23 protein-coding genes and 2 pseudogenes are annotated in these 23,634 nt (G+C 72.8%); 16 read left to right on the top strand and 9 right to left on the bottom strand.

Annotated features, from left to right (window positions below):
* On the bottom strand, positions 1-918 hold a 918-nt coding region (locus ACWGJO_RS28615; protein WP_452188074.1), incomplete at its 3' end, for an ALF repeat-containing protein.
* A gap of 916 nt (positions 919-1,834) precedes the next feature.
* Here ACWGJO_RS28615 and ACWGJO_RS28610 point away from each other — a divergent pair.
* Complete coding sequence (locus tag ACWGJO_RS28610; RefSeq protein WP_452188072.1) at positions 1,835-2,353, top strand: Imm50 family immunity protein; 519 nt, start codon at positions 1,835-1,837, stop codon at positions 2,351-2,353.
* Positions 2,340-2,735 carry an Imm50 family immunity protein gene (locus ACWGJO_RS28605; protein WP_452188070.1) on the top strand — a complete coding sequence of 132 codons (396 nt, stop codon included), beginning with the start codon at positions 2,340-2,342 and terminating at the stop codon, positions 2,733-2,735. Before ACWGJO_RS28610 ends, ACWGJO_RS28605 begins: the two co-directional genes overlap by 14 nt.
* A 200-nt stretch (positions 2,736-2,935) precedes the next feature.
* On the opposite strand, the gene ACWGJO_RS28600 is transcribed toward ACWGJO_RS28605, so the two are convergent.
* Both ACWGJO_RS28600 and ACWGJO_RS28595 read right to left on the bottom strand, forming a co-directional pair.
* The gene (locus ACWGJO_RS28600) at positions 2,936-3,184 is read right to left on the bottom strand and encodes a hypothetical protein (RefSeq protein ID WP_452188069.1); all 249 of its coding nucleotides are present in this window, start codon (positions 3,182-3,184) and stop codon (positions 2,936-2,938) included.
* 300 nt (positions 3,185-3,484) lie between these two features.
* Positions 3,485-4,063, bottom strand: a complete 579-nt coding sequence (locus tag ACWGJO_RS28595; protein ID WP_452188067.1) for a TetR/AcrR family transcriptional regulator — start codon at positions 4,061-4,063, stop codon at positions 3,485-3,487.
* An 86-nt stretch (positions 4,064-4,149) separates the two neighbouring features.
* On the opposite strand from ACWGJO_RS28595, the gene ACWGJO_RS28590 reads away from it, so the two are divergent.
* Both ACWGJO_RS28590 and ACWGJO_RS28585 read left to right on the top strand, forming a co-directional pair.
* On the top strand, positions 4,150-5,031 hold the full coding sequence (locus tag ACWGJO_RS28590) for an SDR family oxidoreductase (protein WP_452188065.1): 882 nt from the start codon (positions 4,150-4,152) through the stop codon (positions 5,029-5,031).
* A gap of 87 nt (positions 5,032-5,118) precedes the next feature.
* Positions 5,119-5,970, top strand: a complete 852-nt coding sequence (locus ACWGJO_RS28585) for an SDR family oxidoreductase (RefSeq protein WP_452188063.1) — start codon at positions 5,119-5,121, stop codon at positions 5,968-5,970.
* A gap of 538 nt (positions 5,971-6,508) precedes the next feature.
* Here the strand turns inward: ACWGJO_RS28585 and ACWGJO_RS28580 are convergent.
* A pseudogene (locus ACWGJO_RS28580) lies at positions 6,509-6,643 on the bottom strand (IS256 family transposase); the annotation flags it as partial.
* A gap of 120 nt (positions 6,644-6,763) precedes the next feature.
* Entirely contained in the window at positions 6,764-7,270 is a 507-nt protein-coding gene (locus ACWGJO_RS28575) for an RICIN domain-containing protein (protein WP_452188061.1), read from the bottom strand.
* Between the two features lie 311 nt (positions 7,271-7,581).
* Here ACWGJO_RS28575 and ACWGJO_RS28570 point away from each other — a divergent pair, with 311 nt between their 5' ends.
* The 6 genes and pseudogenes from ACWGJO_RS28570 to ACWGJO_RS28545 all read left to right on the top strand — a co-directional run bounded on the left by ACWGJO_RS28570 (position 7,582) and on the right by ACWGJO_RS28545 (position 14,624).
* Entirely contained in the window at positions 7,582-7,992 is a 411-nt protein-coding gene (locus ACWGJO_RS28570; protein WP_452188059.1) for a hypothetical protein, read from the top strand.
* Positions 7,993-8,170: 178 nt separating this feature from the next.
* Positions 8,171-10,503, top strand: a pseudogene (gene secD / locus ACWGJO_RS28565) (protein translocase subunit SecD).
* Positions 10,504-10,802: 299 nt separating this feature from the next.
* The gene (locus ACWGJO_RS28560; protein WP_452188057.1) at positions 10,803-11,144 is read left to right on the top strand and encodes a hypothetical protein; all 342 of its coding nucleotides are present in this window, start codon (positions 10,803-10,805) and stop codon (positions 11,142-11,144) included.
* Between the two features lie 77 nt (positions 11,145-11,221).
* Positions 11,222-11,962 (top strand): CPBP family intramembrane glutamic endopeptidase, encoded by a 741-nt coding sequence (locus ACWGJO_RS28555; protein WP_452188055.1) that lies wholly within the window; start codon positions 11,222-11,224, stop codon positions 11,960-11,962.
* A gap of 129 nt (positions 11,963-12,091) precedes the next feature.
* Complete coding sequence (locus tag ACWGJO_RS28550) at positions 12,092-13,651, top strand: alpha/beta fold hydrolase (RefSeq protein WP_452188053.1); 1,560 nt, start codon at positions 12,092-12,094, stop codon at positions 13,649-13,651.
* A 199-nt stretch (positions 13,652-13,850) separates the two neighbouring features.
* A complete protein-coding gene (locus ACWGJO_RS28545) occupies positions 13,851-14,624 on the top strand; it encodes a maleylpyruvate isomerase family mycothiol-dependent enzyme (RefSeq protein WP_452188051.1) in 774 nt (257 codons plus the stop codon).
* 169 nt (positions 14,625-14,793) lie between these two features.
* Here the strand turns inward: ACWGJO_RS28545 and ACWGJO_RS28540 are convergent, their stop codons facing one another.
* Positions 14,794-16,059, bottom strand: coding sequence for a sensor histidine kinase (locus ACWGJO_RS28540; RefSeq protein ID WP_452188049.1), 1,266 nt, complete (start codon positions 16,057-16,059; stop codon positions 14,794-14,796).
* Positions 16,056-16,721 (bottom strand): response regulator transcription factor, encoded by a 666-nt coding sequence (locus ACWGJO_RS28535; RefSeq protein WP_452188047.1) that lies wholly within the window; start codon positions 16,719-16,721, stop codon positions 16,056-16,058. The genes ACWGJO_RS28540 and ACWGJO_RS28535 overlap by 4 nt, the downstream gene beginning before the upstream one ends.
* Before the next feature lie 163 nt (positions 16,722-16,884).
* Here ACWGJO_RS28535 and ACWGJO_RS28530 point away from each other — a divergent pair, with 163 nt between their 5' ends.
* The 5 genes from ACWGJO_RS28530 (at position 16,885) to ACWGJO_RS28510 (ending at position 21,256) form a co-directional block, all read left to right on the top strand.
* Positions 16,885-17,388, top strand: coding sequence for a hypothetical protein (locus ACWGJO_RS28530; protein WP_452188046.1), 504 nt, complete (start codon positions 16,885-16,887; stop codon positions 17,386-17,388).
* Positions 17,378-18,466 (top strand): efflux RND transporter periplasmic adaptor subunit, encoded by a 1,089-nt coding sequence (locus ACWGJO_RS28525; RefSeq protein ID WP_452188044.1) that lies wholly within the window; start codon positions 17,378-17,380, stop codon positions 18,464-18,466. Before ACWGJO_RS28530 ends, ACWGJO_RS28525 begins: the two co-directional genes overlap by 11 nt.
* On the top strand, positions 18,463-19,173 hold the full coding sequence (locus ACWGJO_RS28520) for an ABC transporter ATP-binding protein (protein WP_452188042.1): 711 nt from the start codon (positions 18,463-18,465) through the stop codon (positions 19,171-19,173). The genes ACWGJO_RS28525 and ACWGJO_RS28520 overlap by 4 nt, the downstream gene beginning before the upstream one ends.
* The gene (locus ACWGJO_RS28515; protein ID WP_452188040.1) at positions 19,170-20,366 is read left to right on the top strand and encodes an ABC transporter permease; all 1,197 of its coding nucleotides are present in this window, start codon (positions 19,170-19,172) and stop codon (positions 20,364-20,366) included. The genes ACWGJO_RS28520 and ACWGJO_RS28515 overlap by 4 nt, the downstream gene beginning before the upstream one ends.
* 209 nt (positions 20,367-20,575) lie before the next feature.
* On the top strand, positions 20,576-21,256 hold the full coding sequence (locus tag ACWGJO_RS28510) for a DUF6445 family protein (RefSeq protein ID WP_380455015.1): 681 nt from the start codon (positions 20,576-20,578) through the stop codon (positions 21,254-21,256).
* 32 nt (positions 21,257-21,288) lie between these two features.
* Here ACWGJO_RS28510 and ACWGJO_RS28505 read toward each other — a convergent pair whose 3' ends face one another.
* On the bottom strand, positions 21,289-21,906 hold the full coding sequence (locus ACWGJO_RS28505; RefSeq protein ID WP_452188038.1) for an endonuclease: 618 nt from the start codon (positions 21,904-21,906) through the stop codon (positions 21,289-21,291).
* A gap of 240 nt (positions 21,907-22,146) precedes the next feature.
* On the opposite strand from ACWGJO_RS28505, the gene murQ reads away from it, so the two are divergent.
* On the top strand, positions 22,147-23,052 hold the full coding sequence (gene murQ, locus ACWGJO_RS28500) for an N-acetylmuramic acid 6-phosphate etherase (protein WP_452188037.1): 906 nt from the start codon (positions 22,147-22,149) through the stop codon (positions 23,050-23,052).
* A 65-nt stretch (positions 23,053-23,117) separates the two neighbouring features.
* On the opposite strand, the gene ACWGJO_RS28495 is transcribed toward murQ, so the two are convergent.
* Positions 23,118-23,630, bottom strand: a complete 513-nt coding sequence (locus ACWGJO_RS28495) for an isochorismatase family protein (RefSeq protein ID WP_387736756.1) — start codon at positions 23,628-23,630, stop codon at positions 23,118-23,120.
* Positions 23,631-23,634: the final 4 nt, after the last annotated feature.

Raw genomic sequence — 23,634 nt, 5'->3', positions numbered from 1 at the left:
CGCCACCGCCGTGTTGGAGGCGTCGATCGCGGTCTTCGCGGCCTCGGCCGCGCCCTGGGCGGCCTCGGCGGCCCTGTTGGCCGCGGCGCCCGTCTTCTCGGCGTCGTCCTTGGTCTTGGCAGCCTCGTCCGCGGCCGTCAGCGCGGCCCGCTTGGCCGTCTCGGCGGCCGTCTCGGCCCGGGCGCCCGCCTCCTGGGCGGCCGCCGTCTCCTCCAGGGCCCGCTTGGTGGCGTCCTTCGCGGTCTGGGCGAGCTGCTTGACGTCGAGCGTCTCCTGGTCCCTGGCCTGAGCGAGGAGCTGGCCGTTCTCCAGGAACCCGCGGACGTCGGCGGGCGTGCCGCTGAGCGCCCGGCCGGCCTGCTTGGTGAACTCCGGGCCGGTGTAGACATCCATCAGCCGCAGGACGGCGACCCGGTCGTCCTCCTCCTGCGCCTTGAACCGGCCGGAGGTCAGGAAGGCGTCCATGGCCTCGGCGGTGCCATCGCTGAGCGCCTTGGTCCCGGCCGTACGGACGGCGACGTCGGCGCCGTCGACGATGGTGACGATCGCCGCCCGGCGATCGTCCATCATCGGGTTCTGCCAGCCGCTCGTGACGAACGCGTGGAGGTCGGCGTCCGACCCGCTCAGAGCCTTCGTCGCGGCATCGCGCACGCCCTTGCCGGTGTTGCTCAGCATCTTGATGACGGCGAAGCGCTCGTCCGACGCCTGAGCACGGCTCAGCGTGCTGGTCAAGAACGTGGTGATGTCGGCGTCCGAGCCGACCAGTGCCCGTGCGGCCGCGTCCCTCACCGCCGTGCCGCCGCCCTGCCAGGCTTCGACCACCTGCGCGCGGTAGGCGGCCGGCATCGGCTCCGGGGCCGTGTCGGACGGGAGTGCTTGGGCGACCGTCGTCCCCATGACGGTCGCGGCCAGCATCATGGCCGTGGCGGACAGGATGCTGGCGCGTGAGCGCCGTGCCGGCCCTGCCCTCATTGGCGATTTCGCCATTTTCCCCCTCTTCCTCCCCAAACTACCGGCCCGTCAGGACCGGTTTTCATCAGGACAGTTGTGCTGATGACGCAGGAATCCTAGTGCCGGAAAAGGCAGATCGACGGGGCGGAATGATTTTGGCGGGATCGCATGCCAACTGGCTTAATCTCCGCCCGTTTCGGCCACCGATCGCGTGGACCCGCAATAGATCCACCCAAACGCAAGCAAAGGACTGGTTCGTCACCCTCGTCCGATTCGTGCACATCCCCCTGCGCCCACCGGATGTCGGAGTGACCTACCGTCAGTTCGCTGACGGTAGGTCACTGGAAGCAATGGCGGAACAGGGGTTTACGAAACGAGGAGGAAAGCCTTCGTTGAGGTGTTCGTGTCGGGTTCGACGGCCTCGGCCGAGGCCAGGTCCACCTCCTGCACGCCGAGCGGACCCAGCAGCCCGGCGAACTGCCCCACGTCGCCGCCCGGCTGCCAGATCGGGACACGATCGGCCAGGGCCGGCTCGACCGACCGGTGGTTCTCGACGACCTGGTCTGCCCGGCCGGCACGGGCGCCACGACCCCGCCCACCGGCACCGTGACGTTCACCGACACCACAGGTTCCTCAGGCCGGTGTCGCGGGCTGCCCGGATGCGGTCCTCGGCGCGGGCACGCCGGCGGTGCCGCAACTCCAGCCGGGCGATCGGGCGGCCGGTGGTGTTCGTCGCGAAGCACGTGATGCGCAACCGGGCAGGACGGGGACGGGCGGTATCCTCCCAGCTCAAGTGCACTTCGTTGATCTCCGACTGCCGCCTGGGGCGAGGAGTCGCCGGTCTCGCCGGGCACAAAGCACCCCAGAGCAGAGGGGCCCACCCATGTCAGCCGGCACATGGCCGCAATTCTTGGTCCGCTCCGATCGGTTCACCGCTCTCTACACCGAGTTGCCGGCTTTGGAGCGCCTGGTTCTCAGATCGGTGCACCTCAGTCCGTACGGCCCCGCTGTGACGCTGCGTGTCGAGCTTCCCCGCTTTCCCGACCTCGCTCCGCCGGACTGGACGGAAGCCGGCTGTGACCGCTTCGAGGCCCAGATCGAGTTCATCGCGGTGGGCGAAGACCTGCGGATGCGGGGTGTCCCCGCCAGCACCGTGGTCGACATCGAGTTCGGTCCCCGCGTCCGGACCCCGGAGCGCCGGATCAGGATCGCCGTGAGCGGCCCGGAGTTCTCACTGGACTTCACCGCGCACGCCCTGAAGGTGGGCCGTCTCAACGCCTATCGATCCGGCGAAGCGGACCCCTGCACGGCTCGGCGATGGTTCGAGAGTCCCCTCGACCAGCGCCTGCACCATAGCGTGCTGCCTCCCACGACAGCGAAGGTGTTCTATGAGCGAGCGTGACTGGTCTGCCGAGCTGGCCAACCCCGAGGCGATCCGCGAAGTCCTCGGCGCACCCCCACCACCGCTGACGGACTACCACCTGGACTCCGTCCTCATCGACGAGCGAAAAGCGTCAGTCACCTTGAGGTTCTCCGCCTTCGCCATCCCGGCCGGTGCCGCCGACCTGTGGCAGGCGCACGGCCACAACGCTGTCGAGTTCGTCCTGGTCTGCATCGGTGTGAAGAACTTCGAGGTGGACGCCTGGTCCGGCTGGCCCACAACTGTCGCCAGCCTCTGCCGGCGAGCCGTTGTGCTCGCCGGCCAGGACAAGCGCGTGTCCTTCGAGACCGGCGAAATCCGCGCTCAGCCCCCCGTTGGAGGCCTGCGGAGTCGAGCACAATGACCTCACCCGACAGTCGCGCTTGCCACACGGAGGACCCGGACACCGTGGCCGGTGAAGGTTGATCAGGAACAGCTGGTAATGCCACACCTCCTCCAAGTAAGTCTGCAACACAGTGACTTGACCTTTCGCGTCCTGGCTGACAGCCCTGCGGACCAAGATTGCCGAACGCAAGTCCCACAGGTCGACTCACCCAGAAACGATCAGTGGTAGTACCGGCGGATCTCCCGGACTACCGAGGCATCCGCGGTGCAGAGGTCCCAACTCGTGCTGTCGAACTCCCGCAGCACCACCCTCGGCTCATCGCCTGCACACCCCTCGAAGTCCGCGTCAACAAACCGAACGTCCGGCGCGACCGGGGCCAGTAGCTCCAAAGCGCCGATCCCGGCACCGGAGGAAGCCTTCTCGATCTCGGCAGACCTGGTGACCAGTCGAGCATCGTCGATCCGCACCGTCCAAGCGAGACCGAACCCGGAGCTCCCGAGGCGCACAAGGAGTTCCGCCGGCGTGACGTAGCACCGAGTGGAGGCACGGTCCTGCCCGGGAGGACGATCACGCCAGGCCGCGAACGTGACCGACTGAAACGAGCCAGGGGCGCATCACGGCTCCGTGCAGAGGCGTTCCGGACTCGACCGCGGCCTCCTTGGACGCCCGGATACGGCGACCCACAGCCAGGATCGGGCCGGCGCGCTCGAAGCGCTGTGAGGTCTGCCTCTCGTCCACCGCGCCGGCGTTGGACGGTGCTCGTCCGGTCAGCCCAGCGATGCGCTCGCCGCACGCAGTTCGTTCAGGGCGGCCAGGGTGTACCCGGCGAGCTCGCCCTCGGCGCCGCGGTCGTCCTCGGCCCATTCGGCGTACCCCCGTTTGAAGGCGAGGACGCCCAGCTCGCCCGCGAGGGCTGCGGTCGGGTCGGGTACGCCGCGGGCGACCAGGGCGGTTGTCATCGCGGCCGCGAGGCTGACGGTCTTGAGGGTGTCGCGCTCTTGCAGCTCGGCGCTGGCGGCGACGGCGGCCTTCAGGCGGGGGGCGAGCTCGCGACTCCCGGGGCCCATCGCGGTCGAGGCGCGCTCGAGACCGGCGGCGACCGCCTCGAGCGGGCTGGCGTCACCGGGCGCGTCGGCGATCCCCTCGGCCAGCAGCCGGCTCAGCGTCTCCTGCCCGGCGACCAGCAGCTCGCGCTTGTCGGGGAAGTGCCGGAAGAAGGTGCTCTTGGTGACCCCGGCACGCTCGGCGATCTGCGCGACCGTCGTGGCGTCGTACCCCTGCTCCGTGAACAGGTCGACCGCGGCCACGACGAGGCGTTCACGCGCACCTGGTTCCCATCGACCCATGGGGTTCAGCATACGTGATGGGACTCTTGTCCCATCACTCTGCTACGGTGATGGGACAAGAGTCCCATCACTTCTGGGAGGGTTCCATGCGCGTCTTCGTCACCGGCGGCACCGGTCTGATCGGTTCCGCCGTCGTCACCGAACTCCTCGGCAACGGCCACACCGTCCTCGCCCTCGCCCGCTCCGACGCCTCCGCACTGGCCGCCGAGGCCGCCGGCGCCGAGCCGCTGCGGGGAGGCCTCACCGACCTGGACGTCCTGCGCTCCGGCGCCGCCCGGGCCGACGGGGTGATCCACCTGGCCTTCGGCAACGACTTCAGCAGCCCCGAGGCCCTCGCCCGGAACATCGCCGAGGAGACCGCCGCCCTCACCACCCTCGGCGAGGAACTCGTCGGCAGCGACCGCCCCCTGGTCACCGTCTCGGGTACGCCCCGGGTGCCGGGCCGTGCCTCCACCGAGGCCGACCCGGTGCCCACCGACGGGCCGGTCGGCGGCCGCGGTCGCACGGTCACCGCGGTCCTGGGCCTGGCCTCGCGCGGGGTCCGGAGCACGTCCGTGCGCCTGCCCCGCACGGTTCACAACGGGGGCACGGGCGGGTTCGCCGGCCTGCTGACCGACATCGCACGCCGAAGCGGAATCTCCGGCTACCCCGGCGACGGCACCCAGCGCTGGCCCGCCGTCCACGCGCTCGACGCGGCCGTTCTCTTCCGGCTCGCCCTGGAGCAGGCGCCGGCCGGTACCGCCTGGCACGCCGTGGCCGACGAGGGGGACCAGGTACGGGACATCGCGGCCGTCATCGGCCGACGGCTGGGCCTGCCGGTCGCGCCGGTGCCGGAGGAGACCTACGGCCCGCTCGGCCCGATCTTCAGGGCCGACCAGCCCTCGTCCAGCACCCGCACCCGGCAGGTGCTCGGCTGGGAGCCGAGGCACCCCGGCCTTCTGGAGGACCTGGAGAACATCCAGCCCTGACCGGCGACCGACACTCCCGTCGCAGCGACATCCCGCATCCCGCGCCCATGCGGCAATTCATCTCCACAACAAGCAGGAGGTTCCATCATGGTGGCAGTCGTCTTCGGCGCCCGCGGCAACGTCGGACGTCATGTGGCCGGCGGCCTGCTGGCCGCCGGTGAGCAGGTCAGAGCGGTCAACAGGACCCCGGCCGCGGACTCGACGCCCGGATGCGAAGCAGTCGTCGCCGACCTGGAGCGTCCCGAGACGCTCCCCGCAGCGCTCGACGGTGCCGACAAGGTGTTCCTGTACGGAATGCTCGACCCCCGGAAGCCCTACGACATCGAGAAGGTCGCCGCTGCGGCCGCGGCCGCGGGGATCCGGCAGGTGGTCCTGCTCTCGTCGGTGTCGGTCGTCCTGGACCCCGACGCCGACCACCCGGTCACCCGCCGGAACCGTACGATCGAGCAGGCCGTCCAACGGTCCGGCATGGACTGGACGTTCCTCAGGCCGGGGACGTTCGCGACCAACACCCGCACCTGGTGGGCCGAATCGATCCGCACCGACAACGTCGTCCGCCTTCCCCGCCCGTTCGCACAGTCGGCACCGGTGCACGAGAAGGACATCGCGGCGCTGGCGGTGACCGCGCTGACCGAACCGGGCCACTCCCACCAGGCCTACACCATCTACGGGGCAGAGTCCCTGACCCTGCAACGCCAGGTCGAGCACATCGGCGAGGCCATCGGCCGTCACATCCGGATCGAGCACATCTCCGACGAGCAGGCTCGCACGGAAGTCGCCAGAACCATGCATCCGGTCGTGGCCGAGGCGATCGTGAGTCAGTGGGCCGCCGCCGACGGCGTCGCGGCCGCGACCTCCGCCATCGCCGAAAAGATCACCGGCGCTCCGGCACACACCTACGCCCAGTGGGCCGTCGACCACGCCGACGACTTCCGCTGAGCCCGTCGCGCCGACCGGCCGTACGGGGCCCGCCGTGCTCCGCGCTCCGGCTTCTCCTGCCCTGGCCAGTACCCCGTGCTGGGCGGTCGGCAGCACCGGCTGCCGACCGCCCCGCAACCGCGCTGCTATATTGAACGCGTTCAAACTTGATGGGCGGGATCCGCTCCGGGATCCGCTCCGAACTCGGCCAGGGGGACACGTGGCACCAGGAAACGGTGTGGCTGTGGCGTCGCGCGCAGTGATCACTGTGCTCACGACCTGGGCGACACTGATCGCGCTCCTTCTCCTGCCGGCGCTGCTGCCGAATCGATGGCAGTACTACATCTACTCACCCGCCAGCGTCGGACTGTGGATGCTGTCCATGCTCGTCGGTCCGGCCCTGGCATGTGCCGGCAACCGGCGATGGATCCGCAATGGCGCACGGAGAGCCGCAGCCGGCGCAAGCCGGACCTGACCGAGCGGATCCGCCGCCGTACGCCGTCGACCACCCGATGGGCGCCGCCACCTCGGTCTCCGGTGGTGGCAGGCGCTCGGCGAACGTGCTTCGGGGGAGCTTGGCCGGGTAGAGCTGGTTCATGCCGCCCTTGGGCAGGTAGCGGCGGGGGAAAGCGATCCACTCGTCGTGGAGTTCGACGAGCACGACGGTGACCAGGCGTAGGAGCGCGTCGTCGTTTCCTGCGGAGTGGCGCAGCGGATCACCCCGGGGCGGTGTTCATGGTGTTGGGTAGCTCGAACAGCCGAGGCCGTGCCGGACTCGGCCTTCGGTCACCGGGGGACCACGCGCGAGCGCGTCTCAGCGCCACTTCTGCGTGGCGGACCAGTTGCACTGCCACTGGTTTGCGGTCGCACCGTTGTGGGTGGCGTCGTTCCAGATCTCCAGGCACTTGCCCGAGTTCCTGTTGCTGATTTCGCCGGTGGAGGTCAAGAGCCACTGCTGGGTTGGTGATCCGTTGCAGTCCCACTGGCCGGCAAAGGCGCCGTTGTCGGTGGAGTCGCCCCAGACCTCCAAGCACCTGCCCGAGTTCACATTGACGATGGTGGCCCAGGCACCGTTGAGATACACCTGCCATTGCTGGGTTGCTGATCCGTTGCAGTCCCACTGGCCGGCACGGGCGCCGTTGCCGGTGGCGTCGTTCCAGATCTCCAAGCACTTACCGGAGTTCACGTTGACGAAGGTTCGCGAACCCGCCGACACCGAATGCACGGTAGCGGCGTCGGCGGACGGTGCGGCCGCGAAGCCTGTGGTGACCACGATTCCGGCGACAAGTGCCGCTGTTCCCTGACCGATCCGAAGCCTCATTGGCTCTCCTCATGGGTGGGTGGCATCCCGTGCCTACCCGGCCGACGGCCGGGGAATCGATGGGGTGGGCGAATGGCGGGAAAGCACAGGGGTCGTGTCCGATCAACCCGGCCCGGATACCCGCCCCGCCGAGATCGACAGCGATCGCGGCGGGCGCCTCGGACGCCCCGGCCGGGCCCCGCCGGCCCCCGCCGGTCCGCTCCGCCGCCTGAACCTCCCCGCACGGCTGCGCCGTCGCCTACAGTGAGAGCTTCTTGCGGACGGGACCGGGTGACGGCACGAGCGGGGAGGGGGCCGGAGTGGAGCGACGCGTGCGTCGGACCGCGGCGGCCGCGCTGTCCTGCGCGTTCCTCGCGGCCTGGGCCGTCTGCCAGGTCCTCCTCGGCACAGCGACAGGCGCGGCGCAGCCGGCCCTCGGTGCGCCGCCCGCCGTCACTGCCCCGGCCGCCCCGGCCGCCGTATGGCTCGGTCCGGCGGGCGCGGAGGTCCGGCGAACCGCGGACCGCCCCGGCTCCGACGTCGTCCAGCGGCAGACGGCCGCCGCCGAGCCCGGTGTCCGGCTGCCCGCGCTCCCGCCGGCCGTCCTTCCGGTCGCCCGGACGGACGCCCCCCGGTTCCGGCCCGGGCTGTACGCCGCGGGGCCGCGCCAGGAGCGGGCGCCGCCGTCCGACCGCTACGACCCCCGCCACACCCGCGGTCCCCCCTCCACCCGGTCCAGCTGACGTCCCATCGCGCCCGCCGACCCGGGTGCCGCGGCCTGCCCGCGGCCCGGACGGGAGGCCTCCGGCCACCGTGCCCGGAGTGTTCCCGGCGGCGCGCCGTCCCCTCGCGTCCGCCCGTCCCGGGTGCGGCGTCCCCCCCGAGGACGCCCGGCTCCCGCGGACCGCCCGTGGAGTACCCATGCCTTCTCGCCGTACCGCGTTCTGGCGCGCGCTCGTCGCGCTCGCCGTCGTCGGTGTCTCGCTCTACGCCGCCCTGACCACCCCGCCCCGCCTCGGCCTCGACCTGCGCGGCGGCACCCGGATCGTCCTGGAGACCCAGGACTCGCCCACCGTCCGCGCCGACGCGGACACCACCGACCGGGCGCTGGAGGTGCTGCGTCGCCGGGTCGACGGCCTCGGCGTCGTCGAACCCTCGTTCGCCCGCGCCGGGGAGCGGCGCATCGTCGTCGAACTCCCCGGCGTCCAGGACCCCCGCGAGGTCGCCGGGGTCATCGGCCGCACCGCCCAGCTCACCTTCCACCCCGTCGTCGCGACCACCGACGGCCCGGCCGGCCCCCCGCGGCGGACGGCTCCCGGGTCCTCGCCGGCCCCGGCCTCCCCGGCGGTCACCTGCGGCTGGGCCCGCCGGCGCTGACCGGCGACGGCGTCAAGGACGCCTCGGCCGTCCTCGACACCCGGACGGGCCTCGGCTGGAGCGTCGACCTCTCCTTCCGCGGCTCGGCCGGAGACGCCTGGGCCCGGCTCACCGGGGAGGCGGCGTGCGCCGCACCCGCCGACCCCGCCCGCCGGGTCGCCATCGTGCTCGACGACCGCGTCCTGTCCGCCCCCGGTGTCCAGGACAGCGTGCTCTGCGGGCAGGGGATCACCGGCGGTTCGACGCAGATCACCGGCGGCTTCTCGGCCGACGAGGCCCGCGACCTCGCGGCCCTGGTCAAGGGCGGCGCCCTGCCCGTCCCGGTGACGGTGATCGAGCAGAGCACCGTCGGCCCCACCCTCGGCGCCGAGGCGATCCGGGCCAGCGCCCTGGCCGCGGCCGTCGGCCTGCTCTGCACCGGGGCCTTCATCATCGCGGTGTACCGCCTGCTCGGCGTGCTGGCCACCGTCGCTCTCGCCCTCTACGGGCTGATCTCGTACGCCGCCGTGGTCGCGCTCGGCACGACGCTCACCCTGCCCGGGCTGGCCGGCTTCGTGCTCGCCATCGGCATGGCGGTGGACGCCAACGTGCTGGTCTTCGAACGGGCCAGGGAGGAGTACACCGCTCCTCGGGCGGCCGGCCACGGCAAGGAGCGCGACCTGCGGCGTCCGCTCCGCGTCGGGTTCGCGAAGGCGTGGAGCGCGGTGGCCGATTCCAACGTGACGACGCTGCTCGCCGCCGGTCTGCTCTTCGTGTTCGCCACCGGCCCGGTCAAGGGCTTCGGGGTGACGCTCTCGATCGGCGTACTGGCCTCGATGTTCTCGGCCATGCTGATCACCCGGCTGCTCGCCGAGTGGGCGGTGCGCCGGCCCGCCGTCGTCCGGCGGCCCACCCTGACCGGCATGGCCACCGTCGGTCGGCTCCGGACCCGGCTGACCCGGCGGCCGCCCCGGCTGATGCGCCACCGGCGGCGCTGGCTGGGCGCCTGCGCCGGCCTGCTGCTGCTCGCCCTGGCCGGGATCGGCGGGCGCGGCCTGGACTTCGGCGTCGAGTTCACCGGCGGCCGGGTGGCGCAGTACACCGCCGCGCAGCGGGTCGACGCGGACGCCGCCCGCACGGCGGTGGTCGGCGCCGGGTTCCCGCAGGCCGTGGTGCAGACCACCGGCGACACCGGCGTGTCCGTCCGCACCAAGGAGACCGGCGACGACCAGCAGCAGCGCATCCGGGAGGCGCTCACCGGCGTCACCGGCGAACTGTCCGTGGAGCGCGACGAGTTGATCGGGCCGAGCCTCGGCAGCGAACTGCGCGGCTACGCGCTGGCCGCGCTCGGGCTCGCGGTCGGCGCCCAGCTGCTCTACCTCACGATCCGCTTCCGGTGGGCCTTCGCGGCCGCCGCGGTGATCGCGATGGCGCAGGACCTGCTACTCGTCCTCGGCCTCTTCGCCTGGCTGGGCAAGCCGGTGGACAGCGTCTTCCTCGCCGCGCTGCTCACCATCGTCGGGTACTCGGTCAACGACACGGTGGTGGTCCTGGACCGGCTGCGCGAGCTGCGCCGGACCGGGACGAAGGCGAGCTGGGCGGACCTCGCGGACCGCGCCGTGGCGCAGACCCTCCCCCGGACGGTGAACACGGGCATGGGGGCGCTGTTCGTCCTGGTGGCCCTGGCGACCCTCGGCGGCGACTCGCTCGCCGACTTCTCGGTGGCGCTGTTGGCCGGGGTCCTGATGGGCACGGCGTCGACGGTGTTCACCGCGATGCCGGTGGTCGTGCTGCTCCAGGAGCGGTTCCCGGACCGGCCGCGGGAGGCCAGGGCGGCACGGGCGCCTCACGCGGCGGGCGCGGCGCGGGGGCGCGACCACAACGGGGCGGTGGTCTGAGCGGCGCCGGTTGGGAAGGCTGTGCGTCCCGCGACCCGCCGGCCGAGTGCGGTCGGCCGGCCGGTCGCCGGGGAGGGCTGTTGCACGCTGACCGCGCCATGGGCTCGACCCGTCGTACGTGCCGCCGCAGAGCCGGCGGTGTGCCTGCAGGGGCGCGTCCTCGTTCCGGGCGAAGTCCGCGGAAAATTTCTTCGAACCCGCCTGCAACCCCCCGGCGGGATGGACGTCTATCAGGGTGAGAGGCGGGGAGAGCGAGCCGGAGGGCTCGGGGCCGGATCACGATCGAGGCGGACGCCCCCGTGCCGCACTCCAGGGGCTACCGCGACATGGCGAAGGCCGAGCTGAACGCCACCGTCGTCGACAGCCACAGCCCCCGGATGCTCTCGGTGATGCCGCCGGCCAAGGGCGTGATCACCACCGACCCGATCCCGTTCGGCTTCCGGGTCTCCTCGCCGGACGGCACCACGGGCCTGCGCCCCCGGGTCGCCGTGCGGAGCTCCGACGCGCTGACCGCGAACGACGTCACGGCGGAGGCCCGGGTCGGCGACGTGTGGAAGCCGGTCGAGCTGAAGGACGACTGCGGCCTGGTCACGGTCGACCCGTTCCGGCCCCACCGCACACGCGATGGGGCCGGAACCTGAAAGATCCTCAGCAGACTTGTAGGCCCAACTTGCTTGGAGTTACCACGACTTGACGGTTCCGAGCCTACCATCGAGCTGTGTTGACACGGTGGGGGAGCCAGGTGCGCCGGCATCCGGTGGCGGGGGCGGTCGGGGTCGCGGTCGTCTGGCAGGCGACGATCGTGGTGGTGGCGAAGGTGCTGCCGCCGTTGGATCCGGGGTGGTTCCCGCAGTTGGGGCCTACCGTGGTCAACCTGGCGGGCGCGGCGGTGGTGCTGGCGCTGCTCCGGGCCTGGGGGCTGCTGGCGGCCGGCGGGGTGGCGGGCCCAGGGGTGATGGCGCGCTGGCCGGTGCTGCTGCCGGTGACAGTGCTGGCGGGGCTGGCGGCGTTACCCGGGATCGAGGGCGGCACGGCGACCCTGGCGGGCGGGGTGGTGCTGATGCTCGCCATCGGGGTCAGTGAGGAACTGAGCAGCCGGGCACTGGTGCTGGAGGTCGCGCGGCCGCTCGGTCCAGTGCGCGCGGGGGCGCTGACGGCGGTGCTGTTCGGGGTCGGGCACCTCGACAACTGGCTGTTCTTCGACGCGCCCCTGGGCAACACGCTGTGGCAGGTGCTGGAGGCCGGCGCGTTCGGCTTCTTCCTGTGCGGCGCGCGGCTGTACATCGGGAGCGTCTGGCCGCTGGTGCTGCTGCACGCGCTGGCCGACTACCTGGAGATCTACTCGCCGGGGAGGACGGCCGACTGGCTGCAGGCACTGGACGTGGCCGTCGACCTGGCGTTGGGGCTGGCGCTGCTGCTCCGCGCCCGTACGGCTCCTGCGCCTGCGCCGCAAACCTGATCCCACCGCTGCACCCGCCCGACTTCGTCGTCAGCGAAGCTTTTTCCGACGGATCGTCATATCGTTTGCCCCGCACGCGTCCTGCACGGAGGCGGCCCGGACCGGGCCCCGCACCGCCGAGGAGACGTCTTGACCTACCTCCGCCGCCGCGCCGCCGCGGCCGCTCTCGCCCTCGTGGCCGGCCTGACCGCGGCCACCGCCACCGCACCGGCAGAAGCCGCCGCACAGGCCGCCGGCATCCCCCGGGGGCTCGACCGCTACTACCAGCAGCGCCCGGACTGGCACAGCTGCGTCCAGGGCCCGCAGGACGAGGAGGGCGCCGCGCTGGAACGGGCCGGCGCCCGCTGCGCGGAGGTCACCGTGCCGCTCGACTACGGCGAGCCCGGCGGACGCACGGTCACGCTGGCGCTCTCCCGGATCAAGGCCACCGACACCCGCCACCGGATCGGCACGCTGCTGCTCAACGACGGCGGCCCCGGCAGTCCGACGCTCGGTGCGCCGCCGCGGGTGCACGCCGCGTTGAAGGACACTGCCGCCCGCTTCGACATCGTCGGGCTGGACCCGCGCTTCGTCGGCCGCAGCGCCCCCCTCGACTGCGGCTGGCCGATCGGCTTCAGCATCACCTCCTCCGGGACCGGCCGGGCCTCCTTCGAGCGCCAGGTCGCCCTCCAGCGGGACCTCGCGACCCGGTGCCGTTCGGCGGCCGGGGACCTGCTGCCGCACGCGAGCACCCGCGACGCGGCCCGGGACATGGACGTGGTGCGCGGCGCGCTCGGCGAGCGGCGGATCTCCTACCTCGGCCTCTCCTACGGCACCTATCTCGGCACGGTGTACACCCAGATGTTCCCCGGCCGCTACGACCGGGTGGTCCTGGACAGCGCGCTGAACCCGGCCCACGCCGGGCCGGCGCTGCTCCCCAACATGGCGCCGGAGAGCGAGCGGGCGTTCGCCGACTGGGCGGACTGGGCGGCGGCCCGCCATGACACGTACGGGCTGGGCCGCACCCGCGAGGAGGTGGTCGCCGGGGTGCTGCGGACGGTCCGGGCGGCCGCGGCGCGCCCGCTCGTCGTCGGCGCCGGCGCGGACGCCTTCGAGCTCGACGACACCCGGGTGCCGATGCTGGTGTTCATGAACCTCGCGGGCGACTCCGGCGCGGATCGGGCGGGCCTCGCCGAGCTGACGGCGATGCTCGCCGAGGCCGCGGAGGGCCGGCCGGTCACCCCCTCGGACGGGACCACCGCCATGCTGCGCTTCCTGTTCACCCCGCAGGGGTCGCAGGCCGGCAGCATCTCGCAGGCCATCCTGTGCGCGGACGGTACGGCGCCGCGCGACCCGGAGGACTATTGGGGCCGGATCGAGCGCGACCGCGCCCGGTACCCGCTGTCCGGCCCGCTGCTCGACAACATCTCCCCGTGCGCCTTCCTGGACCCCCCGCGCGAGGCGCCCACCGAGGTACGCCGCGACGCCCGGGCGCTGATCCTCTCCGCCACCGGCGACCCGCGCACCCCCTACCGGGACGGCGTCGCGCTGCACGGGCTGCTGCCCGGCTCCCGGCTGCTGACCCTGCGCGGCGCCGACCAGCACGGGCTCTACGGGACGTACGGCAACGCGTGCGTGGACGACGCGGTCAACGCCTACCTGGCCGGCGGACGCCTGCCGGAGACCGACCCGACCTGCACCAAGGCGTAGCCGGGGCGTCCCGACCCGCCTGCCCTGGAGGTTTGCTGACGGTCTTTCAGGTTACGGCCCCATCGCGTGTGCGGTGGGGCCGGACTCGTTTCGTGGCGATGGAGGAGTGGACCGGTGAGCCGCTCGTGCAGGGGCTTCGGTCGTCGCCGCCCGACAAAATCGCTACCAGGCGGCCGAAGCGCCGTGATACACCATCGGCGTGCAAAACATTGTGGAGTTCCCCGAGGTCCTGCGGCTGATCGAGGACCGCTCGGCCGCGTTCCGCGCCGCGATCGCGTCCGCCCCCGACCTTGACGTCCAGGTTCCGAGTTGCCCGGACTGGACGCTGCGCGAACTGGCGCAGCACCTCGGCGACGGCCGCCGCCGCCAGGCCGCCATCGTCGCGGCGGGCCCGGGCGCCGAGCCCCCGGCGAAGACGGACCCGAAGGGCGCCCCGACCGCGCCCCGCGACCGCGAAGCCCTGGACGCCTGGCTCGCCGAGTCGACCGAGCTCATGCTCGACGCGCTGCGCGAGGCCGGCCCGGACCGCGGCTGCTGGACCTGGTGGGGCCGCTCGCAGGCCCCGGAGACCAGCGGAGCCTTGGCCCGGCACCAGATCCAGGAGATCGCCGTCCACACCTACGACGTCCAGCTCACCCAGGGCGCCGCACGGCCGCTGCCGACGGACGTCGCGGTCGAGGGCGTCGACGAGTTCCTGACGACCGTGTCGGCGACGACCGTCCCCTGGCCGTTCAAGCCGGCGACCATCGACCTGCACGCGACCGAGGGCCGCTCCTGGCGCCTGACCCTCGACGCCGACGGTGTCCGCTGCGACGACCTCGCCGCGGACGCCGAGCCGGGCGACATGGTGATGCGGGGCGCAGCGAGCGAACTGGTCCTCTACTTCTACGCGCGCGTCCCGCTCGACAGCCTGGAGAACACCGGCGACACCGAGCCGATGGAGCAGCTCGCGGACTGGGACCCGAACGCGTAGAACGCGCGCTTGTGATGCGCCTGTCGGTGGTGTGTGCTCTCCTGCGGGCGTCACCGGGCCAGGGGTTGCGGACATCGCGCGGCCGCGGGCAGGCTGCGGGCCCGCTGTTCAGGGGCCGTCCGGTGCGGGCACCGTTCGAAGAACGTACAGGTGCCCCCCAGCAGCCGGATCAGGCCGTGGGGAATTCGACCCGGACCCGCAGTCCGCCCGTGCTGCCGGGGACGGCGGTGACGACGGCGTGATGGGCACGCGCGATGGAGGCGACGATGGACAGGCCCAGGCCCGCGCCCTCACGCGGGCCGTGTCGACGTTCCTGCAGGCGGCGGAAGGGCTCGAAGAGGTAGGGGACCGTCTCCGGCGGCACCTGGGGGCCGGTGTTGTCGACCTCCAGGACACCGTCGCGCACGCCGACCTCGACCCGGCCGCCGTCGTGGTTGTGGCGCAGGGCGTTGCCGACCAGGTTGCGTACGAGGTGTGCCAGCAGCACCGGATCACCCTCGACGGACATGGGGGCGGTGTCGGTCCGGACGGTGACGCGGTTCGTTCGGGCTTCCTCCGAGGCGGCGCACTCGGCGGCCACCGCGCGGGCCAGCCGGTCCAGTGCGACCGGTTCGCGGTGGTCCAGCCTCTGGTCGGAGACGGACAGCAGCAGCAGGCCCTCGATGAGCCGTTCGCTGCTCTCGGAGACCTCGATCAGTTTGCGGCGGATCCGGGCGACGGCGGCCGGGTCCTCGGTGGCCAGCCCGATTTCGGCCGCGGCCCGCTGCACCGCGAGCGGAGTCCGCAGTTCGTGTGCGGCGTTGGCTGCGAACCGTTGCTGCGCACCCACCAGCTGCTCCATGCGGTCGAGCATGGCGTCGAAGGTGTCGGCGAGCTGTTTGAGTTCGCCCGGGGGTGCGTCGAGGGCGATCCGCTCGTGCAGGTTCTCACCCGAGAGCCGCCGCGCCGTGTTGGTGATCACCGCCACCGGGCGCAGCACTCGCCCCGACATCCACCAGGCCAGCGCCATCGAGATGACGGCGAAGGCGGCCAGAGCGACCAGGGAGACGGTCAGCAGCTGGTTCTGGGCGGCCTGCTCGGCGGCCTGGGTGACGACCTTGACGGCCTGGAAGTGGGACTGTCCGCCGTCGGCGGGGGTGGTTCCGGGTGAAGCGCTTGCGGGTGCGGCGGTTCCCATCGTGAGGGTTCCCGCCGAGGTGGCGTTCGGGTTCGCCAGTGTGGCCAGTCGTGGTTCGACGGCGACGGCCGTGCTGATCGAGGTGTACAGACCCTCCCGGACCAGGAAGTTGACCAGGACGATGAGCATGGCCCCGGCGAGGACGAGCAGCCCGCCGTAGAGCATGGTCAGCCGGCCCCGCTCCCCGCCCGGCAGCCGCGGGCGTGGTCGGCCGGGCAGCGGAGGGCGGTTCGGGCCGACCGGAGCGGAGCGCCTCATGCCGGGACGCCGATGCGGTAGCCGTGGCCGGGCACGGTGTCGATGACCGAGGGCTCGCCGAGCTTGGCGCGGAGTTTGCTGAGGGCGACCCGAACCGCGTTGGTGCGGTATCCCATGTTCCGCTCCCACACCCGGTCGATCAGGTCCTCACCGCTGACCACGGCGCCCTCGGCCTGCATCAGCACCTCCAGTACGCCGAACTCCTTGCGGGACAGGGCGAGGTAGCGGCCCTCCCGGAAGGCCTGGCGGCGAGCGGTGTCGAGGGTGATGCCCGCGCGTTCGATGACCGGCGGAAGGGCGGGGTGGGTGCGGCGGCCGAGCGCCAGCACCCGGGCGAGCAGTTCCTCGTAGGCGAACGGCTTGGTGAGGTAGTCGTCGGCGCCCAGGTCCAGGCCGTCGACGCGGTCGCGGACGGTGCCGGCGGCGGTGAGCATCAGTACCCGGGTCAGCAACCGCTGCTCGACGACGCTCCGGCACACCTCGTCGCCGTGCGCTCCGGGCAGGTCGCGGTCGAGCACGAGCACGTCGTAGTCCGTGAGGCGCAGCCGCTCCAGCGCGTCGGCGCCGTTGTACACGACGTCGACGGCCAGGGCGTCGCGCCGCAATCCCTCGGCGATCATGTCCGCCAGGAATTCCTCGTCCTCCACGATCAGTACACGCATGACATCAGGTGTACCTGAGAACCACCTTTCGTCGCCGTAAAGGTCCTGGCTGACAGCGGCGAAATGCGGGTGCGTGCCAGCCTCTGCGTGGTCGGTCACCCGGTATCGGACACGGTGGTCGGTCACTCGCAATCGGACACGGAGGAATTCCATGCGGAACCACATGCGCAAGCACATGCGGAACCACAGGTACGGCGCGGCGGCCGTGCTGGTGGCGGGGATGGCGCTGTTCACCGCGGCCTGTGGCGGAGGCGCCACGGGCGCGGGCGGGGGTGGCGGCTCGGACTCGTCGGGCAAGGGCGCGGCGGCGGACCGGGCCTACGAGCACCGTAAGTGCCTGCGCGAGCACGGCGCCCTGGTGAAGGAGCCGGAGCCGGGCCAGGACCCGCGGGCCATGGTCCTCGAGGGCGGCCAGGACAAGATGGCGGAAGCCCTCAAGGCCTGCGGCGGAGCCGGCGGCTCGGGCGGCACGAAGATGTCCCAGGCCGACAAGGACAAGGCCCTCGAATTCGCCCGGTGCATGCGCGGTAACGGTGTGGATATGCCGGACCCGAAGTTCGACGGCGACTCGGCGATGTCGGGACAGGCGATGAAGGTCCCGGAGGGTCCCGAGAAGGACAGGTTCGAGAAGGCGAACAAGGCGTGCAGTGGTCAGAATGCGGAGTGAGCGCGGGCAGAGCCGCCGAACGTACCTGATCGCCGCGCTGGTCACCTCGGTCTCGCTGGTGGGCGGGGTCACCGCCCTCTCGCAGACCGGCGGCGGAAGCGCCGCCGCGAACCGCACGGACGGGCTGCCGCCGAGCACTGGTTCGGTGGAACGACAGGACCTGAGCAGCCGGACCCAGGTGGACGGGACCCTCGGCTATGCCGAGGAGCGCCGGCTCAACGCCGGTGTGCCGGGCACCCTCACCTGGCTCCCGGAGGCGGGCGCGGTGGTGAAACGCGACGGGGTTCTCTACGAGGTCGACGGCCGGAAGGTCCGGCTCATGGACGGCGAGCGCCCCGCCTACCGGACGATGAAGGCCGGCGACAAGGGGCCGGACGTCGGACAGCTGAAGGAGAACCTCCGCGACTTGGGCTACGGCAAGGGGCTGGCCGCGGACGAGGAGTTCACCCCCGGCACCGCGGAAGCGGTCAAGCGCTGGCAGAAGGCCCACGGTCTGGCGCAGACCGGCGAGATCGGCCCCGAGCAGATCGCCTTCTCGCCCGGTCCGGTGCGGATCAAGAAGAACGATGCGGCCGTCGGCGACCAGGCCGCTCCCGGCAAGCCGGTCCTCACCACCACCGGCTCCGAACGGCAGGTGCAGATCAGGATCGAGGTCTCCCGGGCCGACCTCGCCAAGCCCGGTACCCGGGTCGAGGTCGCCCTGCCCGGCGGCGGCAGGGCCAAGGGCAAGGTCGCCTCCGTCGACCGCACCATCGGTGAGGACGGCAAGGAGCAGGGCTCCCAGGACAAGCCCGCCAAGATCACCGCCCGGGTGCTCTTCGACGACCCGGGGCAGGCGGAGGGCTTCGACCAGGCGCCGGTCACCGTCGAGCTCGAGGGCGAGGTCCGCAAGGACGTGCTGACGGTACCGGTCAACGCATTGCTCGCGCTGTCCGCCGGGGGCTTCGGCGTCCAGGTCGTGGAGAACGGGAAGGTGCGCGAAGTCCCGGTCGAGCTCGGCATGTTCGGACAGGGCCGGGTCGAGGTCGGCGGGACCGGCCTGGCCGAGGGAATGAAGGTCGGGGTGCCCAGGTCATGAGCGCGGTGGTCGAACTGAACCAGGTCACCAAGGAGTATCCGGGCGGGGTCGTGGCGCTGCAGGAGGTGGACCTGCGCGTCGGACGCGGCGAACTGCTCGCCATCGTCGGCCCTTCGGGGTCGGGCAAGTCCACCCTGCTGCACATCGTCGGCACCCTGGACCGGCCCAGCGCCGGATCCGTCACCCTGGCGGGCCACGACGTCGCCGCCCTCTCCGACCGCCGGCTGTCCGCCCTGCGCGCCCGGCACATCGGCTTCGTCTTCCAGTCCTTCCACCTGGTGGCCGGGGTCAGCGCCCAGGACAACGTCGCCGAGGGCCTGCTCTACTCGGGCCTGCCGCGCGCCCAGCGCCGCAGGCGCGCGGCCGTGGCCCTGGAGCGGGTGGGGCTCGCGGACCGCATGCACCACCGTCCGCACGAGCTGTCGGGCGGCCAGCGGCAGCGGGTGGCCATCGCCCGGGCGGTGGTCGGCGAGCCGGATCTGCTGCTGGCCGACGAGCCGACCGGCGCGCTGGACTCCGCCTCGAGCGAAGCGGTGATGGAGCTGCTGCACGACCTCAACGCCGAGGGTGCCACCATCGCGGTGATCACCCACGACGGCGAGATCGCCGACAGCCTGCCGCGCCAGGTCCGTATCCGCGACGGCCGCGTCGTGGCGGATCTGCGCACCGGCGCCGCCGACCCGGCCGATCGGGGTGGGGAGCGATGAGCCGCGCACGGCTCTCCCCGGCCCGGCTCGGCCCCCGTGACGTCCTCCACGTCGGCTCGGCCGGCCTGCGCACCCGGCCGCTGCGGGTGGTGCTGTCCGCGCTGGGCATCGCCATCGGCATCGCCACCATGATCGCGGTGGTCGGCATCTCCTCCTCCAGCAAGGCCCAACTCCTTCGGCAGCTCGACCAGTTGGGAACCAACTTGCTGGTGGCCTCTCCCGGCCAGGGGCTGTTCGGCGAGAAGGTGAAGCTGCCCGAGGAATCGATCGGCATGCTGAGCCGCGTCCCCGGGGTCGAGCAGGTCGGCGCGACCGGTGACCTGGCGCAGTCCGTCAGGCGCAGCGAGAAGATCCCCAGCGACGAAACCGGCGGCATCACCGTGAAGGCCGCCACGGAAGGACTGCTGGACGTCGTGCGCGGCACGGTCGGCTCGGGCACCTGGCTCAACGAGGCCAACGGGCGCTACCCGTCGACGGTGCTCGGACACGTCGCGGCCCAGCGCCTGGGCATCACCGCCCCCGGTCAACAGGTCCACATCGGCGGCCGGTACTTCACCGTCATCGGCATCCTCGACCCGCTGCCGCTGGCTCCCGAGATCGAGCGGGCCGCCCTGGTCGGCTGGGACGGCGCCGGCGCGCTGCTGGGCTTCGACAGCCATCCGACCCAGATCTACGAACGGTCGACGGACCGGACGGTCGGCGCGGTCCGCGAGCTGATCCCACGCACCGTCGACCCGCAGAACCCGCACAACGTGCAGGTCACCGACCCCTCCTCGGCGCTCCAGGCCAAGGCCGCCACCGAGGGGGCGTTCACCGACCTCCTGCTCGGGCTGGGCGGGGTGGCGCTCCTGGTCGGCGGCGTCGGGGTCGCCAACACGATGATCATCTCGGTGTTGGAGAGGCGCCACGAGATCGGACTGCGCCGCTCCCTGGGCGCCACCAGGGGCCAGATCCGCCTCCAGTTCGTGACGGAGTCCCTCCTGCTCTCCGGGCTGGGCGGGCTGGCCGGCGTGGCCCTGGGCGCGGCCGCCACCTACGCCTTCGCCGTCTCGGGCGGCCTGCCCTGGGTGGTCCCCCCGTGGGCCGTCAGCGGGGGCTTCGCCGCCACCCTGCTCATCGGTACGGTGGCAGGCCTCTACCCGGCCGTCCGGGCCTCCCGCCTCTCCCCGACCCTCGCCCTCCGCACCGGCTAGGCCTGCCGGGGAAGGCGTCGAAGGTACGCCTGGTTGGCCGTCCCGGGAGGCTTCGGGCGGCCAACCGGAGGACAAGTGGCTCTGTTCACGTGAAGCAGCAGAGGGTTCGCACCGGGGCCCCGGCCGGGTTCCCTGGCCTGGTCACCCTTGACGAAAGGTTGACCTGCTCACGGCAGAAGGTTGGCGATCACCGCCTCTATGGTCGGCCCATGCCCTCACAGCCCATCAGGCCCACCACCCTGCCGGTCCTGCCCTACCGCAAGCCCACCCGCGGACGGGACTACTGGGTCCTGGACAACGTGCTGCCGGACCCGGACGCCGTCCGGGAGCGCTGCCTGGCCCGCGGGGACTGGACCGAGGGCTACCCGCACCGCCCCGAGACCTGGCCCGGACTGCGCACCATGCCGGGCCTGGAACCCGAGGAGCTGGCCCGGGTCGAGTCGCTGGTCCGCAAGGCCACCGGGGCCTCCCGGCTCTGGGTGCAGAGCACCCCGGGCGGCGGCACCCTCAACCACAACTGCGTCCAGGTCGTCGGCGCCGGGGAGTCGGAGTCCCGCCCGCACACCGACTCCCGCGCGCTCTGCCGCTACGCCGCCGTCCTCTACCTCAGCCCCGGCGCCCCCAAGGACGCCGGCACCAGCTTCTACCGCCAGCAGTTCCCCGGCGGCCGCCTCGGCGGCAACCTGGTCAACGCCCCGCACAACAACCTGGTCGAGGCGCTCGGCACCCGCCACGTACCGGCCGACCACTTCACCGAGGACGTCCGCGTCCCCAACCGCTACAACCAGCTGCTCCTCTACCACGCCAACCTGATCCACAGCGCCACCGGCTACTACGGCACCGACCTGGCCGAGCGGCGGATGACGGCGGTCTTCTTCTGGATGGCCTGACCCGGCACGCACCCTCTCGGACCGTCGGACCCTCACCCGGCCCCCGCGTGCGCCAGGCTCGCCCTGGTCAGCGCCGCCGCCAACCGGGCCAGGTCCCCCGGCCCGACCAGCGCCGCCAGCCCGTCCGGTTCGCCCGGCAACCCGAGCGTCCGGGCCTCCGCCAGCGCCCGCTCGTCGACGTACGGCCGCAGCGAGGGCCAGACCGCCTGCGCCTCGCGCCGGAAGATCGCGGCGCCGACCGGCCCGATCCGGGGGAACTCCCGGAGCAGCTCGCCGATCCGCTCCGACTCGCCCCCGGCCTCCTCCCGCAGCCGCCGCAGATCGCCGTGCCAGCGGTCGAGCAGCAGCCCGGCCCCCTGACCGAGCGCCGTGGCGGTGCTCTCGTCGTAGCGCACGTAGTGGGCCCGGCCCAGGGCGGCGATCAGCGTCCCGCGCCGGGCGTCCGCCATCGCGCGCGGGGTCCGCAGTCCGGCGGCCGACAGCTCCCGGGCCGCCGCCGTGGCGGTGCCGGCACCGATCCGCGCCGAGCACAGCACGGTCAGGACCAGCAGCCGGTAGAGCGGCGAGGGCTTGTCGCGCAGCGTGATCCCGGCCTCCTCCGCGTAGGTGCGGCCGAACCGGTCCAGGAGTTCGGCAACGGTCGGTTCCACGGCCTTCACCTCCCTCCCCCGTGCTCGCCCGGATCCTTCCCCCGCGCTCGCCCGGATCCTTCCCCCGCGCTCGCCCGGATCCCTCCCTCCACGCTCGCCCGGATTCGGACGCCCCGCACCCGGGGAGGCTCGCCGCATGAGTGAGCGAAGCACGGGGGCACCCCCGGCCGGAGGCCGGCGGCGAATCGTCGACGGGAGCGCGGCGGCGCAGGCCCCTGCCGGGCGGAGCGGGGCGGGCGCATGAGCCGGGACGCCGTACCCGCGACCGAGACCGTCCGCCCCGACTGGGCCGCGATCGACCGGCTGCCCACCGTCGAGCTGCTCCGCCTGATGAACGCCGAGGACCGCACGGTTCCGGTCGCCGTCGCCGGGGAGTTGGAGCGGATCGCCGCCGTGGTCGACGCCGTGGCCGCCCGGATGGCGCGTGGTGGCCGGCTGGTCTACGCCGGCGCGGGGACGGCCGGGCGGCTCGGTGTGCTGGACGCCGTCGAGTGCCCGCCGACCTTCGGCACCGATCCGGCGCTGGTCGTCGGTCTGATCGCGGGCGGGCGCTCGGCCGTCACCGCGGCGGCCGAGGGCGCCGAGGACCGCACCGACCTCGCCGAGGCCGACGTGGCCGCGCTCGCCCTCACCCCCGCCGACACCCTGGTGGGCGTCTCCGCGTCCGGCCGGACGCCCTACCCGCTGGCCGCCGTCCGTGCCGCGCGGGCGGCCGGGGCGCTGACTGTCGGGCTGGCGTGCAACCGCGGCTCGGCGCTCGCGGCCGCGGCCGAGCTGGGCATCGAGGTGGAGGTCGGCCCGGAGGTGCTGGCCGGATCGACCCGGCTCAAGGCGGGCACGGCGCAGAAGCTGGTGCTCAACCTGCTCTCCACGGCCGTGATGGTCCGGCTCGGCCGGACGTACGGCAATCTGATGGTCGACCTCCGCGCCACCAACGACAAGCTGCGCGACCGCGCCCGACGGATCGTCGCCGAGGCGACCGGCGCCGACGAGGCCGCGGTCGACCGCGCCCTGTCCGCGACCGGCGGCCGGGCCAAGGACGCGATCCTGTCCCTGCTCGCGGACGTGGACGCGTCCACCGCCGCCCGCCTGCTCACGGCCTCGGACGGACGGCTGCGCGAAGCCCTCCGCCTCGCTGGGACGTAGCAGCCCTCCGCTTTGCCCGGCCGTAGCGGCCCGCCACCGCACCGGCGGCAACCCGCCCCGCCGGCTCACCCCAGCCGCACGTCCGCGGCCGCGACGACCTCGCCGAGGCGCGGGAAGTCCAGCTCCACCGATGCCCGGTGCTCCTCCGCCGTGAGCGCGGCCATCGCGTCCTCGACGAACACCAGCCGGTACCCGTGGTCGCCGGCGGCCCGGGCACTCGACTCCACGCCGAGGTTGGTCGCGATCCCGGCGAACACCACGGTCTCCACGCCCCGCGCCCGGAGCAGCTCGTCCAGGCCGGTGCCCTGGAAGGCCCCGATGGTGCGCTTCACCACGACCTCGTCGGCCGCCGCCGCGACCTCCGCGGGCAGCCCGCTCCCGGGCGGCTGCTCGGTCACGTTCGGCCGCTCTACCCGTACCGCGATCACGGGCGCGCCCGCCGCCCGGAACTCCCGGGCCAGCTCCAGCGAGGCCTTCAGCACCTCCGAACCGGTGCGCGGCGCGAGCGGGTTGGCGACGATCCGGTCCATCAGGTCGATCAGGACCAGGGCCGTGCTGCGGGGGTCAAGGGTGGTCATGGGG

Source organism: Kitasatospora sp. NPDC054795, from assembly GCF_053611565.1.
The sequence above is the reverse complement of the archived record's forward strand: the minus strand, read 5'-3'. Positions and strand labels throughout refer to the sequence as shown.